A 14,811-nucleotide genomic window follows, 5' to 3' on the forward strand; every position below is an offset into this window, starting at 1 on the left:
ACCGGGCCGCCCCGGTCAGGCGAACAGCTCGCGTGCCGCGTCGATGCCGTCGAGTAGCACGTCGACCTCCTCGCGGGTGTTGTAGAGGTAGAACGAGGCGCGAGCGGAGGCTGCGATGCCGAGTTTCTGGTGCAACGGCTGGGTGCAGTGGTCCCCGGCGCGGATGGCGACGCCGTGGTCGTTGAGAATCGACGAGAGGTCGTGCGCGTGGACGTCGTCGACGTTGAACGCGACGAGGCCACCGCGCTCGTCGCCCGGCGGGCCGTAGATGTCGACGTCGTCGTACTCGTCCAGTCGGTCGTAGGCGTACTCGGCCAGCGCCTCCTCGTGGGCCTGGATGCGGTCGAGACCGATGTCGTCGAGGTAGTCACACGCCGCGGCGAACGCGATGCCGCCGGCGATGTTCGGCGTCCCGGCCTCGAACTTCCACGGGAGGTCCTCCCACGTCGCGTCCTCGTAGGTGACCTTCCGGATCATGTCGCCACCGTAGAGGTACGGCTGTAGCTCCTCGAGGATGTGTTCGCGTCCGTACAGCGCGCCGATACCGGTCGGGCCGCACATCTTGTGTCCCGAGAACGCGAGGAAGTCCGCGCCGAGGTCGCTCACGTCGAGCGGGCGGTTCGGGACGGACTGGGCGGCGTCGACGAAGATGTAGGCGTTGTGGTCGTGAGCGAGGTCCGCGAGGTCGCTGATGGGGTTGACCGTCCCGAGCGTGTTCGAGACGTGGACGGCGCTGACGAGCTTCGTGTCGTCCGTAATCAGCTCCGCGGCGGCCTCCATGTCGAGGGTGCCCTGCTCGTCGACGGGGATGTACTTCGCCGTCGCGCCGGTGCGTTTACAGAGCTGTTGCCAGGTCACCAGCGAGGCGTGGTGTTCCATCTCCGTGAGGACCACCTCGTCGCCGGGACCGAGTTCGGCGAGGCCCCACGCGTAGGCGACGAGGTTCTCCCCCTCCGTCGTCCCTGGCGTGAAGACGATCTCCTCGCGGCCGTCCGCGCCGACGAACTCCGCCACGCGGTCGTGGGCGTTCTCGTAGGCGACGCTCGCCTCCTGGCTGAGGCTGTGGATGCCGCGGTGGACGTTCGAGTTGTACGACCGGTAGTAGTCCGCGACGACGTCGACGACCTGGTCGGGCGTCTGGCTCGTCGCCGCGTTGTCGAGGTAGACCAGCGGCGTGTCGTCGCCCGGCCCCTCTCCTGGCACCGTCACGTCGCCGCCGACCTTCCGCGAGAGGATGGGGAAGTCGGACCGGATACGCTCGACGTCGAGCGGGGTCGATTCCTGGGTACTCATTGGTTCACCGTCGGTACTCCGGGCCTAACACACCTTCGGTCGCTCGGGTGCGCGGTTCGAGCGAACGGGGTGAGCGAGAACCACGGAACGGCGAGCGGCGAACCGCGCGGTGACGGAGTGAGCCGCGAGCAGCGCAGTCACTCGACGAGTCGTGGACCGCGCTGCTCGGGAGAACGAACGCGTTACAGTCGCAGTAGTTGCGCGTGGCGGGTCTCCCCGAGGTCGAGGACGGTCGTCTCGTCGACGAACCCGTTCTCGACGGCGACGCCGACGGCCTCCCGGCCGACGATGTTGGCGACGGCGGCGCGGGCGAGCGCTCCGACGACGGCCTCCTCGTCGGCCTCCTCGGCGTCCTCGGCGTAGAACTCCTCCTCGACCGTGAGCGAGAACTCGCCCTCCTCGAACGTCTCGCCGAGCACGTCCGGGTCGCACACCGAGACCAGCAGCCCCTCCTGGGTCTCGCGTTCCGTCAGTAGCATCACTCCACCATGCGCTCCTCGGCGCGCTTGCGGATCTCGTCGGCCCGCTCGGAGAGCCGTTCGGCCTCCTCGTCCTCGCCGAGCTGTTCGAGCGCGGCGGCCTTCTCCTCCAGCACTTCTGCGTTGTCGAACCCGAGGCGGATGGCGTTGTCGAGGCAGTCGACGGCCTCCTCGTTCAGGCCACGTTCGGCGAGGAAGAAGCCGCGGTTGTACCACGCCTGCCCGAACCGGGGGTCGATCTCGACGGCGCGCTCGGCGTGGTCGAGCGCCTGCTCGGACCGGCCGGACTCCCAGAGCGCGTACGCGAGGTTCGTCTCGGCGGTGGCGGCGTGCTCTGAGTCGTCGTCGACCTGCAGCGCCTCCCGGTACGCGCCGATGGCCTCGTCGAACTCCTCCAGTTCGGCGTGTGCCGCACCCTTGTTCACCCACGCCTCCTGGGCGCTCCCGTCGTCGTCGCTGAGGCGGGCGGCCCGTTCGAGCGTCTCGGTCGCCTGCTCGTAGCGGTTGATCTGGATGTACTCCAGGCCGACGTCGATGAGCTGGTCGACGTCGACGGCTCCCTTCGGTATCTGGCGTTCGTCGAGCATGTCGGTGAGCGCGCGGGAGTCGACGGGGTCGACTTTCGAGAGGTCGACGTCGAGTTCCGGCGGGTCGAGGTCGAACCCCTCGTAGGTGTCCTCGAACCCCTGCCCCTCCGAGAAGCGATGCGGTCGCTTCTCTCCGTCGCCCGCGTCGCGGTCCGAACCGTCGGTCATAGCCGAGGTTGGCGACTGGCAGGGTTAAGGGCTACGCACGCGAACGTTCGTCGAACCCATGCGTGCCTTCGTGAGCGTCGACTGCGACCCCGCGAGCGCGGCGATTCGCCGCGCACAGGCACCGTTCGAGGGGCTCGACGGTCTCCGACTCACCGACCCGGAGCAGGCCCACCTCACCCTGCAGTTCCTCGGCGACGTCGACGAGACGCTCGCCGAGTACGCGGCCGAAGACACCGAGCACGGACGCGACGTACCCGGTCTCTCCGTGCTCGAAGCCGCCCTCGAATCGGCCGTCGACGAGGGCGACGTCGCGCCGTTCGACTGCACGCTGTCGGGGTACGGCACGTTTCCGGAGGGTGACTACATCTCCGTCGTCTGGCTGGGCGTCGTGGAGGGACGCGAGGAACTCGAACGGCTCCACGAGGCCGTCGAGGCGGCGACGACCGACCTCGGGTTCGACCCCGAATCCCACGACTTCACGCCCCACGTGACGCTCGCGCGGATGGACCACGCCGCCGAGAAGGAGCAGGTCCGGCGAGTCGTCGACGGTGCGGAGGGAACGCCCGACCCCGCGACGATGCACGTCGACGCGGTCCGCCTCACCGAGAGCACGCTCACCCCCGACGGGCCGGTGTACGAGACCGTCGCCAGGTTCCCGCTCTGAAGGTGCTCCCCGGTGCCGGGGACCCCAGCGCGGTTTAGGGCCGCCAAAATCTATCGAGTTTCTGATACGTTTATCCCCGCTCGACCCGTACTACCGGCGTGGTCGAACTCGCATCCCTCGCGCTCGTGTTCGTCGCCGGCCTCGTCACGGCGCTGGCGACCGGCGTCGGCGCCCTCCCGTTCTTCCTCGTCGACGAGGTGTCCGACCGGTGGAACGTCGTGCTGTGGGGCCTCGCGTCGGGCATCATGGTCGCCGCCTCGCTGTTCGGACTCGTCGGCGAGGGGTTGGCGGCGGCCGACCCGTGGACGCTCCCCGTGGACCTCGGTCTCTCGGCGACGGTCCGAACCTGGATTCCCCTCGTGATCGGTCTGCTCGCGGGTGTCCTGCTGGTGGTCGTCGCGCACTCGGTCATCGAGGGCGCGGAGGTCGACCCGCACCAGTACGAGGAGGCGAGCTACCGGAAACTGGTGCTCATCCTCGGCGTGCTGACGGTCCACTCGTTCCCCGAGGGCGTCGCCATCGGCGTCTCGTTCGCCGACCTGGGGCTGGGGGAGGGTGGTATCTCGATTCTCGGCCTCTCGGTCCCGCTCCTGGCGGTGTTCATGACCGTCGCCATCTCCATCCACAACGTCCCCGAGGGCCTCGCCATCTCGATACCGCTGCGAGCGATGGACGTCCCGCCCTGGCGGATGGTCTGGTGGGCCGTCTTCTCCAGCCTCCCACAGCCCATCGGGGCGGTCCTCGCGTTCTACTTCGTCCGGGTCGCACGCGAGTTCCTCCCGGTCGGGTTCGGGTTCGCTGCTGGTGCGATGATCTACCTCGTCCTCTCGGAGTTCATCCCCGAGGCGATGGACGTCGGGAAGGGCCTGCCGTCGCGGGGCTACCCGGAACTCGCCGCGGGGGTGACGGCGGGGATGCTGTTGATGGTGCCGCTGGCGCTGGTGTGAGGACGACGCTGGGCTGACGAGAGACCGAAGCGTTCACGGGTTCCGTGGCTACGTGACCCCGTGAGGGCCCGTCCAAAGGAACAACCATTTATGCACTCCGGCGGAACTCCCTGCCAGTATGAGCAAGAAGTCCAAGGCCAAGAAGAAGCGCTTGGCCAAGCTCGAACGGCAGAACGGCCGCGTTCCGGCCTGGGTCATCATGAAGACGGACCGCGACGTCATGCGGAACCCGAAGCGCCGACACTGGCGGCGGAGTGACACGGACGAATGAGCGCGAACGACTTCGAGGAGCGCGTCGTGACGGTGCCGCTCCGTGACGTGAAGGCGGAACCGAAACACAAGCGCGCGGACAAGGCGATGACGCTCGTCCGCGAGCACCTCGCCAAGCAGTTCGCCGTCGAGACGGGCGAGGTCCGCCTCGACAGTTCGGTCAACGAGGCCGTCTGGAAACGTGGCCGCAAGAACCCGCCGAGCAAGCTTCGAGTCCGTGCCGCCCGCTTCGAGGAAGAGGGCGAGCGCATCGTCGAAGTAGAGACGGCGTAGGCGTGCTTCGCGCGGCACTCTTCGGTTCGTCGTACGTCGGCGTCTTCACGTGTACGACCGACGACTGCCTACTGGTGAGACCGGACGCCGACGAGGACCTCAGCGGCGACTTCGCCGAGGAGCTCGAGGTCCCCGCCGTCGGCACGACCATCGGCGGGTCGTCGACCGTCGGCGCGCTGGCGACCGGCAACGAGAACGCGCTGCTCGTCAGCGGCCGCATCGAGGACTACGAACGCGAGCGCATCGAGGACGCGACGGACGTCCCCGTCGAGACGCTCCCCGGCCGCATCAACGCGGCGGGCAACGTCGTCCTCGCCAACGACAACGGCGCGTACGTCCACCCCGACCTCTCGCGGGAGGCCGTGATGGCCGTCAAGGACGCCCTCGACGTCCCCGTCGAACGCGGTGAGATAGCGGGCGTCCGGACGGTCGGGACGGCCGCCGTGGCGACGAACGACGGCGTCCTCTGTCACCCGAAGGCGACCGACGGCGAACTCGACTACCTCGAAGAACTGCTCGGCGTCCCCGCCGACATCGGCACCATCAACTACGGCGCGCCGCTCGTCGGCTCCGGACTGGTCGCCAACGAGTCCGGCTACGTCTGCGGCCAGGAGACGACGGGTCCCGAACTGGGCCGCATCGAGGCCGCACTCGGCTTCATCGACTGAGCGGGGCACTGACCCCGGAAAGGGAACTTTCTTCCCGCTCGCCACCGCATCTGTGGCGTATGAGTCAGTTTACTGTGAGCGGCCGGTTCCAGGGCCGTGACGGGTGGCAGTCGTTCTCGCGGAGCGTCGAGGCGGTCAACGAGTCGGTCGCTCGCGAGCACACGTTCGCCGACTTCGGTTCGAAACACGGCCTGAAGCGCACGCAGGTCGAGATTTCGGAGGTCGCGGAATGAGCCTCGGTGGCGGTGGCGGCGGCCAGATGCAGGAGCTCCAGCAGCAGATGGAGGCCATCGACGACGAGGTCGAGTCGCTGGAGGAGGAGATCGAGGAGTACGAGCAGGAGAAACGCGACGCCGACGAGGCCATCGAGGCCGTCGAGCGACTCGACAGCGGCGACACCGTACAGGTGCCGCTGGGCGGCGGTGCGTACGTCCGCGCCGAGATCTCCGACATCGACGAGATCGTCGTCGAACTGGGTGGCGGCTACGCCGCCGAGCGCGACCAGGCCGGTGCCGTCGAGAGCCTCAACCGCCGCAAGGACCTCATCGACGAGCGCATCGCCGGCGTGCAGGAGGACATCGGCGAACTCGAAGCCGAGAGCGACCAGCTCGAACAGCAGGCCCAGCAGATGCAACAGCAGCAGATGCAGCAGCTCCAGCAGCAGATGGGTCAGCAGGGCGAGGACCCGGACGACGAGTAAGCGATGTTCGACGGACTGCGGGAGAAGCTCGGCCGGTTCCGAGAGGATGCCGAGGAGGCAGCGGAGGAGGCGGCCGAGGAGGAAGCACAGGCGGCGACCGACGAGGCCGACGAGGCTGACGAGTCACGGACCGCCGCGGACGACTCGGCCCTCGCCGACTCGGCTCCCGCCGGGGACGCGCACGTCGACGACGCTCCGGACGAGGTGCCTCACGACGACGCCCCGGTCGACCACGACACGGACCCCACGACGTCGGGTGATGCCAGCGGAGCAGCCGCCGATGGGGTAGCCACCGACGAAGCGACCGCCGACGAGCAGTCGGCGGACGAGCCGTCGGCTGGCACCGACCAGTCCGTCGCATCGGATTCGGGCCCCGCCCGACCCGGTGAGACCGCGCAGTCGACCGAGGAGGAGCGCGAGGGGTTCAAGGCCGGATTCGGCCAGCGGGCGAAGGCGTTCGCCACCGGCGGCGTCATCATCCGCCCCGAGCACCTCGACGAACCGCTCGAACAGCTAGAGCTGGCGCTGCTCTCCTCGGACGTGGAGATGAGCGTCGCCCAGCAGATACTGGAGACCATCCGCGAGGAGGTCGAGGGCACCACGCGAGCGCAGGTGCAGTCGACCGGGCAGGTCGTCGAGTCGGCGCTGCGCGAGGCGCTCGTCGACGTCATCAGCGTCGGCCAGTTCGACTTCGAACAGCGCGTCGCCGACGCCGACAAGCCCATCGTCATCATCTTCACCGGCGTCAACGGCGTCGGGAAGACGACGAGCATCGCGAAGCTCTCGCAGTGGTTCGAGGAGCGCGGGCTCTCGTCGGTGCTCGCCAACGGCGACACCTACCGCGCCGGCGCGAACGAGCAACTCCGCGAGCACGCGGAGGCGCTCGACCGGAAGATCATCACCCACCAGCAGGGCGGCGACCCGGCGGCGGTCATCTACGACGCCGTCGAGTACGCCAGCGCCCACGACGTGGACGTCGTCCTCGGCGACACTGCCGGTCGGCTCCACACGTCGAACGACCTGATGGACCAGTTGGAGAAGATCGACCGCGTCGTCGACCCCGATATGACGCTGTTCGTCGACGAGGCCGTCGCCGGGCAGGACGCGACCCAGCGCGCCCGGCAGTTCAACGAGGCCGCGGCCATCGACGGCGCGGTCCTCACGAAGGCCGACGCCGACTCGCAGGGCGGCGCGGCAATCTCCATCGCCCACGTGACGGGCAAGCCCATCCTCTTCCTCGGGACGGGCCAGGGCTACGGCGACCTCGAACGGTTCGACCCCGAGCGTATCGTCGACCGGTTGCTGGGGGAGTAGGGAGATTCGGAACGAGCGAACGTAGTGAGCGAGTGAGAATCTCCGAACTCCGAACGGTGAGCGCTGGCGAGCCGTGAGGAGTGGCGCGGGCGTTTCTCAGGCCAGTTCCGCCTCGCGGAGCATGTCGGCCAGCACGTGGAAGTAGACGACGACGGCGTTGTAGACGGCGACCGCTGGCGAGGCGAACCACAGCGCTGCGGTCGAGAGACCGCCGATGACCATGTGCGAGAGCAGTCGTTCGAAGTCGATGCTCGCACCCTCGAAGACGTCGTCCTGTTCGGTGAACGCCCACTTGGGGTTCGTCACGGCGCGCGTGAAGTGCGACCAGTCGCCGGTCTGCACCCGCGCCCAGACGAAGTGGTCGAGGTCGATGAACACGCTCAGCAGCAGGCCGTACGCGAACAGGGCGAGTCGGGTCGAGAGCGACCGACCGCGGAGGAAGCAGACGCCGACGGCGCTGACGACCGCGCCGATGACGGCGTGTTCCGATGATTCCATCACTCCTCGATACTCGCCGCCTCGACTTGACTCCGGGGGCCGGGCCAGCCGACCAGAGGGAGCGTCACCCCCGCCGCGACGGCGACGTGCATCGCGGCGAGCACCGCCAGCAACTCGGTCGTCGCGCCCGAAACCGTCGGTCCGACGACTGCCAGCGGGACGAACGAGCCCATCAGCACCGTTCCGGCGAGGGCGACGAACCACCGCTCCGGGCGGGCGGTCCAGCGTGCGAGGAGACTGAATGCGACGGAGGCACAGATACCGGCCAGGGTCGCGACGCCGACGAGTTCGGACCACGAGAGCGGCCGGAACGAGTTCGGGATGGTCACCACCGCACCTGCTATCCCTCGCCCGACCGCGACGGCGACGATGGCGAACAGGATGGCCGCGAACCCCCGGCCCGCGAGGTCACGACTGGTCCGCCTGGTCGACTCCGGAGTCGTGACTGACGACGACGCCATGGTGTGAGTAGCACGCTCACGGTCATAATCCCGAGTTCACGGAAACGGGACGAAGCGGCTGTCTTGGGATGGCCAGTTTAGAACTGGTACCGAGTGATGTTCCCGAGCAGTGCGAGGGATTCACCGCACCGAGTGCGCGAAGCGAACGAGGTGCGGCCTTTCTCGTCGACGTTTTTCGAGGAGTGGTCGTGCTCCGCGCGACCACTCCTCGAAAAACGTCGACGAGCACGATGGGATTCGAACAACGTCGAGACGTGCTCGCTCACGGTGTTCGCTGCGCGCGACTCGCCTCGTTCGAACCCATCTCGGTTCGTTCGCGGTCGCTCGCGTCCGCTCGCGACACGCTCACGAGCACGATGGGATTCGAACCCATGACCATCGGATTAGAAGTCCGACGCTCTGTCCTACTGAGCTACGTGCCCTACCGGCCGGTCCACGTCGCCGAACAAAAGCGGTCGGGTTCGCGGGAGCCCGAACCGATGGGTATTACGGAGCAGTTCCCCTACCACCGGCCAATGAAGGTCATCGGCACCGTCGGCCTGCCGGGCAGCGGCAAGGGCGAGTTCGCCGACGTCGCCCGGTCCCGCGACATCCCGGTCGTGACGATGGGCGACGTCATCCGGGCCGAGTGTCGCCGCCGCGGGCTCGACCCGGCGGACCACCACGGCGCGGTCGCACAGGCGCTCCGCGAGGAGGACGGCCCCCTGGCCATCGCCGAGCGGTCCATCCCGTTCATCGAGGAGGAGCTACAGGCGCACGACACCGTCGTCGTCGACGGTCTACGGTCGGCGGCGGAGGCAGAGCGGTTCGAGGCGGAGTACGGGGACGACTTCGTCCTCGTCGCCATCGACGCGCCGTTCCAGGACCGCGCCGAGCGAGTCGAGGTCCGGGCCCGCGACACGAGCGCCGCGGACGGCGGCGAGTCGCTGGAGGCTCGCGACGAGCGCGAGTTGGGGTTCGGGATGGGCGAGGCGATGGAGCGCGCGGACGTCACCGTCGACAACGACGGCACCCTGGCGGCGTTCCACGAGCGAGTCGCGGCGATTCTCGACGGTGAGCCGCGATGACCGTCTACAGCGTCGACGTCGAGATTCGCGCGCCGGTCCAGCCGACGGAGGTCACCGACCGGGTGGCCGACGCGGTCCGCGAACTGTTCCCGAACGCCGACCTCCGAGAAGAGCCGGGCGAACTCGTCGGCGAGGCTCACTCGCTGGACCACTTCTCGGAGCGACTGCGCGAGCAGGCCATCCTCGACACCGCGCGGAACACCTTCCACGACACGCTGGAGGGTGACACGTTCACGTTCCGCCTGAAGAAGCAGGCGGCGTTCGTCGGAACCGTCAACTTCGCCGTCGGGAGCGAGGGCGAACTCGGGGATATCTTCGTGCAGGTCACCGTCCGCGACCCCGACCCGGAGACGTACATCGAGCACGTCGCGCCGCCCACGGAGGACGGCGTCCCGCTAGACGAACTGGCGGAGCAGGCCGCCCGCGACCCGACGCAGGACCGGGACCGGGGGAGCGAGCAGTGAGCTGATGACGGAGCGCGCCACCGACCCGGCCGTCCTGTTCGACCTCGACGGGACGCTCCTGCGGTTCGACGACTACGGCGCGGTCGTCGAGGGCGCGTTCCACACGGAATGCGGGCGCTGCGAGGAGGCGTGGGCGGTCGACTTCGGCGACCGTTTCTTCGAGGCGTTCGGCGCGCTCGAACCGACTCCCTATCGGCGCGCGTTCGCCGGGACCTGCGAGCGGTTCGACCTCGACGCGGACCCGGACGCCCTCGTCGCTGCCATCGTCGACCACGAGTGCGACCTGTCGGCGGTCCCGCCGGGCGTCCGCGAGACGCTCGCCGACCTCGCCGACGCGGGCCACCCGCTGGGCGTCTGCTCGAACGGCGTCCGGCGCGTCCAGCGCGCGAAGCTCGCCGCCAACGACCTGCTCGCGCCGTTCACGGTCGTCCTCACCTCCTACAACGTGGGTGCGCACAAACCCGACCCGGCCATCTTCGAGCGCGCTCGCGACCGTATCGGCGCGTCGGAGTACGTGATGGTCGGCGACAGCGACGACGACGTGGAGGGCGCACGGGCGGCCGGGATGGCGGCGCTTCAGGTGGAGACCGGTGACGAGGACGACGCGTCGTTCCCGAGCGCCGTGGAGGTTCTCGACGCGCTGTGAGCGAGCCCACGAGTCCGCCCACCGTGTCGTATCGCGTCAGTCCAGACCGCTGACGAAGATAGCGACCCACTGTCCCCAGTCGCGGCTCTCGCGGACCTCGACGGCGGTCACCCACTTCACCCACTGGAACCCCCGGCGTTCGGGGGCGACGAGGCGGAGCGGGAAGCCGTGGCCGTGGGTGAGTCGCTCGCCGTCGACGTGGGTGGCGAGCAGCATCTCGCGGGCCTCGTCGAGCGGGAAGCCGAACCGGTAGCCCGTCACCGAGTGGAACGTCACCCAGCGAGCGTCGTCTCTCGCCTCGGCGGCGTCCAGCAGGTCGCCGACCCGGACGCCTCGCCAGTCGCGCTCGACGTACCAGCCGCTGGTGCAGTCGAGGAGCGCCCGCTGGTCGGCCGTCGAGAGGGGGGTCGACCCGTCCGCGCCGTCACCGGTCAGTGCGGCCTCGTTCGCGCGGAACGGTCGGTCGACGCTCCCGGTGACGTGGAGTCGCCACGACGCGGCCTCGACCGGGGCCGGGTCGTCGAGTACCCAGCTGGTGACGGGGAACCGGTTGCCCGTCCCGCCTTCGGGTTTCGAGCCGGTGAACCGCCTGTCGGCCCCGGCAGTGTCGAGGGCGGCGACGACGGCCTGCTGGGCGCGCCAGACGAGCGCTCCGCCGACGAGCAGGCCGGTGTACTGGAGCGTCGTCCGGCGACCCTCCCAGTCCTCGCTCGTCGGGCGGCGGGCGCGCATCGCGACGTGGTACACCAGCGGTGGTACGACGATCAGTCCCAGCCCGATGTGGAGGTTGAGCAGCGTCCACCCGCCCAGGTCGAGGTTCGCGCCGAGGACCCACGCGATGCCGGTCACGAGCGCAGACAGCGCGACGAGCGCGAGGTAGACCGAGAGCCAGACGCGCCACGACCCGGACCGGACGCCCGCCGAGATTCGTGGGCGGACCCGGCGGAGCTTCCAGAACAGCAGGACGGTGAGCGTCAGCCCGCCCGCGCCGTGGAGGAAGAACACCCAGCCGTCGCGGACGCTCCCGGTGGCGAGGCTCACGACGCCCGTCCCGACGGCGAGGACGAGCGCGGCCAGGATGGTCCAGTCGACGGCGCGCGGACGCGGTTCGAGACGCACGGTCTGTGTAGGTGCGCCGTGGATAAAGACCGACGGGACGGCAACCGACGTGGACGTGTCGGACCTCACGGACCCTCCGGTCCTCGCGACGCCCGCCTCCCCCAACCGCCTGTCGCCAGGGCTACACACGTACCGGCAATAGACGACTCCCCACGGGCGAACGGCGGAGTGTGTTCAGCAACCATGCACGTCGTAGCGACGGGCCGCCGACGCTCCGGGTCGGTGACCGGACGCTCGTCTACGACCACGAGTCGGCCGACGCCTACCTCCTCGTCGACGAGGAGAGCGTCGTCCGGTGGTGAGCGGGAGGTGGCACCCCACACCGCTCGCCGTCACTTCGTTCGGGAGCGACGAGCACGTTCGTAGCGCTCGGTGAGGCTATCGACGAGGTCCGACAGTTCGTTCGTGCCGAACAGCGCCAGCAGTATCGCGCCCACCATGTCGAACACGAGGTCGACGATCGTGTCCCCGAGACCGTACTGGACGAGCACCGGCTCCGCGCCAACGATGTCGGCGAGTTCGCGGGCGACGAACTCGAGTACCTCCCAGAACACGCCGAGACCGACGGTGAACAGCACGATGAACACGAACAGGAAGTGGTCGGTGAACCGGACGGCGTCGGAGTACTCGTCGAGGGCGCTGACGGCGGCGTAGCCCGCGGCGGCGACCACCGTCGCAGACAGCGTGTGGGTGACGTGGTCCCACCACCAGACGTCGCGGTAGAGGCCGGTCATCCCGAGGGTGTGGAGGAAGACGGCGAGGGTGAGCCAGAGCGTCAGTTTCGCGTCGAGGTTGAGCGAGTAGTCGCGTTCGAGCAGCGCCGGGAGGAACGTGACGCCGAGGGCGACGAGTGCGTTGACGACGATGCCGAGGTTCTGGGTCACGACGCCGACGACGAGCAGGAGCGCGATAGCTAGCTGGAGGAGTCGGCTGACGGCTCGCTGGAACTCGACTGTCCGACCGCGCGAGGGCATCTATCGACCCCTAGAGCAGGGGGTAGCTAAGACCTGTCCCTCTCGACCCAATCGCCGATACGGATTTACAGTTCAAGCACATACGACCGTCGATGATGGTGATGACCCACGTCCTCGTGGGTATCGCGGTGAGCGCCGTGGCGACGGTGGTCTTCCCGGAGGCGGCCCCGATAGCCCTCGTATCGGGCGCGCTGGGTGGGCTGGTTCCGGACCTCGACCTCTACGTCGGGCACCGCCGCACACTGCACTTCCCGGTGTACGGACCGCTCGCCACGCTGGGGGCCGTGGCGCTCGCCGTCGCCGCGCCGTCGGTCGAGACGGTGGCGCTCGCGACGTTCCTCGCCGCCGCGGGGCTCCACGCCGCGATGGACGTGCTCGGCGGCGGCCTCGAACTGAAGCCGTGGCAGGAGACGTCCGAACGCGCCGTCTACAGCCACTTCCACGGCCATTGGCTCCGCCCGCGTCGGCTGGTCCCGTACGACGGTGCACCTGCGGACCTTGTGCTTGCCGGGACGGTCGCGCTCCCGACGCTCGCGCTGGGCGGTGCGGTGGTCGACCCCGCCGTCGTCGGCCTGTTGACCGTCGCCGTCGGCTACACGCTGCTCCGTCGACGGTTGGCCGACTGCTGGGAACGGCTCGCGCGGCTGGTGCCGCCCTCGCTGGCCAGCTACCTCCCCGACCGGTTCGCCACCGCACGGCGCTCGACCGGCCTCCCGCCGAGCGACGACTGACCGGTCGGCCGGCCGCTCGGGGGCTGCACAGTGCGTTCGCTCGCCCCTCGGCTCCCCCTGCTCGCGCAAGCACAACCGGGACTCTCGTCTCCGCTCTCCTGTCGTCCATGGCGCTGCAACAGATCGACCACCTGAGCGAGGAGCAACGCGAGTGTCTGGACAACTGTCTCGAAGCGACGCAGGTCTGCGAGTGGTGTGCCGACGAGTGCGCCGGCCACGGCGAGGGGATGGCCGAGTGCGTCCGCCTCTGTCGTGACGTCGCCGACATCGCGAGCCTCCACGCCCGGTTCATGGCGCGGGACTCCGACTACAGCGGCGACCTCGCGGCGACCTGCGCGGACGCCTGCGAGGCGTGCGCCGACGAGTGCGACCAGCACGACCACGACCACTGCCAGGCGTGCGCCGAGGTCCTCCGCGAGTGCGCGGAGACCTGCCGCTCGATGGCCTGAGTCGGAGCCGACACGAGCCATCGCTGGCCGACCTCCCGGCGCAGTCGACGGTCTTCCTTTTTATACCCTCACGTGGAACGACCAGTGTGGACAGAGGAACGTACCGGACGGCGCTACGGACCGTCTTCGCCGTCGCCCGCGAGCAGCAGGTGTCGGTGACGGCGGCGAGTCTCGGCTACCACGCGTTCAACACGCTGATTCCGCTGGGGTTGTTCGCACTCCTCGGTCTCTCGGCGGTGGGACAGCTCGGCGCGGTCACGTCGTCGCTCTCGTCGGCGGTGGGCCTCCCGACGGGCCAGCTGGAGTCGATGCTCTCCTCGACGACGGACGGGGCGAGTGGTCGCATCCGTGCGGCCGTCCTCGCCTTCCTCATCCTCGCGTGGAGCACGACGCGGACGTTCCACACGACCAACGCGGCGTTCGAGGAGGTGTACGGCACCCGGAAGCAGGGGTCGCTGTTTCGGCAGGTCGAGGTCATCGCCATCGCGACGGTGACCACGCCGCTGGCGTTCGCGCTCGCCATCGGTCTCGGCGTGGTGCTCTCGCTGGTCGTGAAGGGCGTTCTCCTGGCGATTCTCGCGCCAGCAGTACTGTTCGTGGCGCTCGCGGCCGGGTTCTTCCCGATGTACTACGTCTTCCCCGGTATCGAGATCACGCCGCGCGAGGCGGTGCCCGGCGCGGTGTTCGCCGCCGGCCTCTGGACCGTCTCGGCGGTGTTCTTCCGCATCTACGCGGGGTTCTCCCAGAGCGTCCAGCTGTACGGCGTCGTCGGTGGGCTGTTGCTCCTGCTGACGTGGCTCTACGTCGGCGGACTGGCGTTACTGCTGGGAGTGGTGGTGAACGCGGTGCTGGCCGAGCGTGTCGACCCGGATTCGGTGTGGCGGCCGTAGCGAGGTGGTGAGTGACCGTAGGGAACGAACCGCCTCGACAATGCGAGCGGGGAACGGAGTGACCCGCGAGCGCAGGTGCGCGATTCGGTAGCGAACGCAGTGAGCGAGAACCACCAGTGCGAATGGAACGAGCGAAGGAGCACCAAAAC

At 69.0% G+C, this 14,811-nt stretch carries 22 protein-coding genes and 1 tRNA gene; 15 read left to right on the forward strand and 8 right to left on the reverse strand.

Annotation, left to right across the window (positions count from 1 at the left end; genetic code table 11):
* Positions 1 to 15: 15 nt before the first annotated feature.
* From MX571_RS06060 to MX571_RS06070, 3 genes are all read right to left on the reverse strand, one after another.
* Positions 16 to 1,293 (reverse strand): aminotransferase class V-fold PLP-dependent enzyme, encoded by a 1,278-nt coding sequence (locus MX571_RS06060; protein WP_247414692.1) that lies wholly within the window; start codon positions 1,291 to 1,293, stop codon positions 16 to 18.
* A 182-nt stretch (positions 1,294 to 1,475) separates the two neighbouring features.
* Positions 1,476 to 1,772 (reverse strand): DUF424 domain-containing protein, encoded by a 297-nt coding sequence (locus MX571_RS06065; RefSeq protein ID WP_247414693.1) that lies wholly within the window; start codon positions 1,770 to 1,772, stop codon positions 1,476 to 1,478.
* Positions 1,772 to 2,527, reverse strand: coding sequence for a tetratricopeptide repeat protein (locus tag MX571_RS06070; protein ID WP_247414694.1), 756 nt, complete (start codon positions 2,525 to 2,527; stop codon positions 1,772 to 1,774). Before MX571_RS06070 ends, MX571_RS06065 begins: the two co-directional genes overlap by 1 nt.
* A 58-nt stretch (positions 2,528 to 2,585) precedes the next feature.
* On the opposite strand from MX571_RS06070, the gene thpR reads away from it, so the two are divergent.
* The 8 genes from thpR to ftsY all read left to right on the forward strand — a co-directional run bounded on the left by thpR (position 2,586) and on the right by ftsY (position 7,363).
* Positions 2,586 to 3,191 carry an RNA 2',3'-cyclic phosphodiesterase gene (gene thpR / locus MX571_RS06075; protein ID WP_247414695.1) on the forward strand — a complete coding sequence of 202 codons (606 nt, stop codon included), beginning with the start codon at positions 2,586 to 2,588 and terminating at the stop codon, positions 3,189 to 3,191.
* Positions 3,192 to 3,289: 98 nt separating this feature from the next.
* On the forward strand, positions 3,290 to 4,138 hold the full coding sequence (locus MX571_RS06080) for a ZIP family metal transporter (RefSeq protein WP_247414696.1): 849 nt from the start codon (positions 3,290 to 3,292) through the stop codon (positions 4,136 to 4,138).
* 118 nt (positions 4,139 to 4,256) lie between these two features.
* A complete protein-coding gene (locus MX571_RS06085) occupies positions 4,257 to 4,409 on the forward strand; it encodes a 50S ribosomal protein L39e (RefSeq protein ID WP_247414697.1) in 153 nt (50 codons plus the stop codon).
* A complete protein-coding gene (locus MX571_RS06090) occupies positions 4,406 to 4,681 on the forward strand; it encodes a 50S ribosomal protein L31e (protein WP_247414698.1) in 276 nt (91 codons plus the stop codon). Before MX571_RS06085 ends, MX571_RS06090 begins: the two co-directional genes overlap by 4 nt.
* A 2-nt stretch (positions 4,682 to 4,683) precedes the next feature.
* Positions 4,684 to 5,349 (forward strand): translation initiation factor IF-6, encoded by a 666-nt coding sequence (locus tag MX571_RS06095; RefSeq protein WP_247414699.1) that lies wholly within the window; start codon positions 4,684 to 4,686, stop codon positions 5,347 to 5,349.
* Positions 5,350 to 5,408: 59 nt separating this feature from the next.
* Positions 5,409 to 5,582 carry a 50S ribosomal protein L18Ae gene (gene rpl18a / locus MX571_RS06100; RefSeq protein ID WP_247414700.1) on the forward strand — a complete coding sequence of 58 codons (174 nt, stop codon included), beginning with the start codon at positions 5,409 to 5,411 and terminating at the stop codon, positions 5,580 to 5,582.
* Complete coding sequence (gene pfdA / locus MX571_RS06105) at positions 5,579 to 6,049, forward strand: prefoldin subunit alpha (RefSeq protein WP_247414701.1); 471 nt, start codon at positions 5,579 to 5,581, stop codon at positions 6,047 to 6,049. The genes rpl18a and pfdA overlap by 4 nt, the downstream gene beginning before the upstream one ends.
* Positions 6,050 to 6,052: 3 nt before the next feature.
* The gene (gene ftsY / locus MX571_RS06110; protein ID WP_247414702.1) at positions 6,053 to 7,363 is read left to right on the forward strand and encodes a signal recognition particle-docking protein FtsY; all 1,311 of its coding nucleotides are present in this window, start codon (positions 6,053 to 6,055) and stop codon (positions 7,361 to 7,363) included.
* Positions 7,364 to 7,459: 96 nt separating this feature from the next.
* On the opposite strand, the gene MX571_RS06115 is transcribed toward ftsY, so the two are convergent.
* The 3 genes from MX571_RS06115 to MX571_RS06125 form a co-directional block, all read right to left on the reverse strand.
* Entirely contained in the window at positions 7,460 to 7,861 is a 402-nt protein-coding gene (locus MX571_RS06115) for a hypothetical protein (protein ID WP_247414703.1), read from the reverse strand.
* On the reverse strand, positions 7,861 to 8,322 hold the full coding sequence (locus tag MX571_RS06120; RefSeq protein WP_247414704.1) for a DUF6069 family protein: 462 nt from the start codon (positions 8,320 to 8,322) through the stop codon (positions 7,861 to 7,863). The genes MX571_RS06115 and MX571_RS06120 overlap by 1 nt, the downstream gene beginning before the upstream one ends.
* A gap of 348 nt (positions 8,323 to 8,670) precedes the next feature.
* A tRNA-Arg gene (locus MX571_RS06125) sits at positions 8,671 to 8,744 on the reverse strand.
* Between the two features lie 93 nt (positions 8,745 to 8,837).
* Here MX571_RS06125 and MX571_RS06130 point away from each other — a divergent pair.
* From MX571_RS06130 to MX571_RS06140, 3 genes are read left to right on the forward strand one after another with little or no spacing between them, the layout of a single operon-like run.
* Positions 8,838 to 9,389 carry an AAA family ATPase gene (locus MX571_RS06130; RefSeq protein WP_247418437.1) on the forward strand — a complete coding sequence of 184 codons (552 nt, stop codon included), beginning with the start codon at positions 8,838 to 8,840 and terminating at the stop codon, positions 9,387 to 9,389.
* Positions 9,386 to 9,853 carry an RNA-binding domain-containing protein gene (locus MX571_RS06135; RefSeq protein WP_247414705.1) on the forward strand — a complete coding sequence of 156 codons (468 nt, stop codon included), beginning with the start codon at positions 9,386 to 9,388 and terminating at the stop codon, positions 9,851 to 9,853. The genes MX571_RS06130 and MX571_RS06135 overlap by 4 nt, the downstream gene beginning before the upstream one ends.
* Before the next feature lie 4 nt (positions 9,854 to 9,857).
* A complete protein-coding gene (locus tag MX571_RS06140) occupies positions 9,858 to 10,499 on the forward strand; it encodes an HAD family hydrolase (protein WP_247414706.1) in 642 nt (213 codons plus the stop codon).
* A 36-nt stretch (positions 10,500 to 10,535) separates the two neighbouring features.
* Here MX571_RS06140 and MX571_RS06145 read toward each other — a convergent pair whose 3' ends face one another.
* Positions 10,536 to 11,618: a molybdopterin-dependent oxidoreductase gene (locus MX571_RS06145; RefSeq protein WP_247414707.1), complete on the reverse strand. Its 1,083-nt coding sequence runs from the start codon at positions 11,616 to 11,618 to the stop codon at positions 10,536 to 10,538.
* A 170-nt stretch (positions 11,619 to 11,788) separates the two neighbouring features.
* Here MX571_RS06145 and MX571_RS22345 point away from each other — a divergent pair, with 170 nt between their 5' ends.
* A complete protein-coding gene (locus MX571_RS22345) occupies positions 11,789 to 11,920 on the forward strand; it encodes a hypothetical protein (protein ID WP_282594466.1) in 132 nt (43 codons plus the stop codon).
* Positions 11,921 to 11,950: 30 nt separating this feature from the next.
* Here MX571_RS22345 and MX571_RS06150 read toward each other — a convergent pair whose 3' ends face one another.
* Complete coding sequence (locus MX571_RS06150) at positions 11,951 to 12,592, reverse strand: DUF2238 domain-containing protein (protein ID WP_247414708.1); 642 nt, start codon at positions 12,590 to 12,592, stop codon at positions 11,951 to 11,953.
* Between the two features lie 92 nt (positions 12,593 to 12,684).
* Between MX571_RS06150 and MX571_RS06155 the strand changes: the two genes are divergently transcribed.
* The 3 genes from MX571_RS06155 to MX571_RS06165 all read left to right on the forward strand — a co-directional run bounded on the left by MX571_RS06155 (position 12,685) and on the right by MX571_RS06165 (position 14,662).
* A complete protein-coding gene (locus tag MX571_RS06155; RefSeq protein WP_247414709.1) occupies positions 12,685 to 13,323 on the forward strand; it encodes a metal-dependent hydrolase in 639 nt (212 codons plus the stop codon).
* A gap of 107 nt (positions 13,324 to 13,430) precedes the next feature.
* Positions 13,431 to 13,772 (forward strand): four-helix bundle copper-binding protein, encoded by a 342-nt coding sequence (locus MX571_RS06160; RefSeq protein WP_247414710.1) that lies wholly within the window; start codon positions 13,431 to 13,433, stop codon positions 13,770 to 13,772.
* 86 nt (positions 13,773 to 13,858) lie between these two features.
* Entirely contained in the window at positions 13,859 to 14,662 is an 804-nt protein-coding gene (locus MX571_RS06165) for a YihY/virulence factor BrkB family protein (RefSeq protein WP_247414711.1), read from the forward strand.
* Positions 14,663 to 14,811 lie beyond the last annotated feature (149 nt).

Origin of the sequence: Halomarina salina (genome assembly GCF_023074835.1) — an archaeon.
Lineage (GTDB): Archaea > Halobacteriota > Halobacteria > Halobacteriales > Haloarculaceae > Halomarina > Halomarina salina.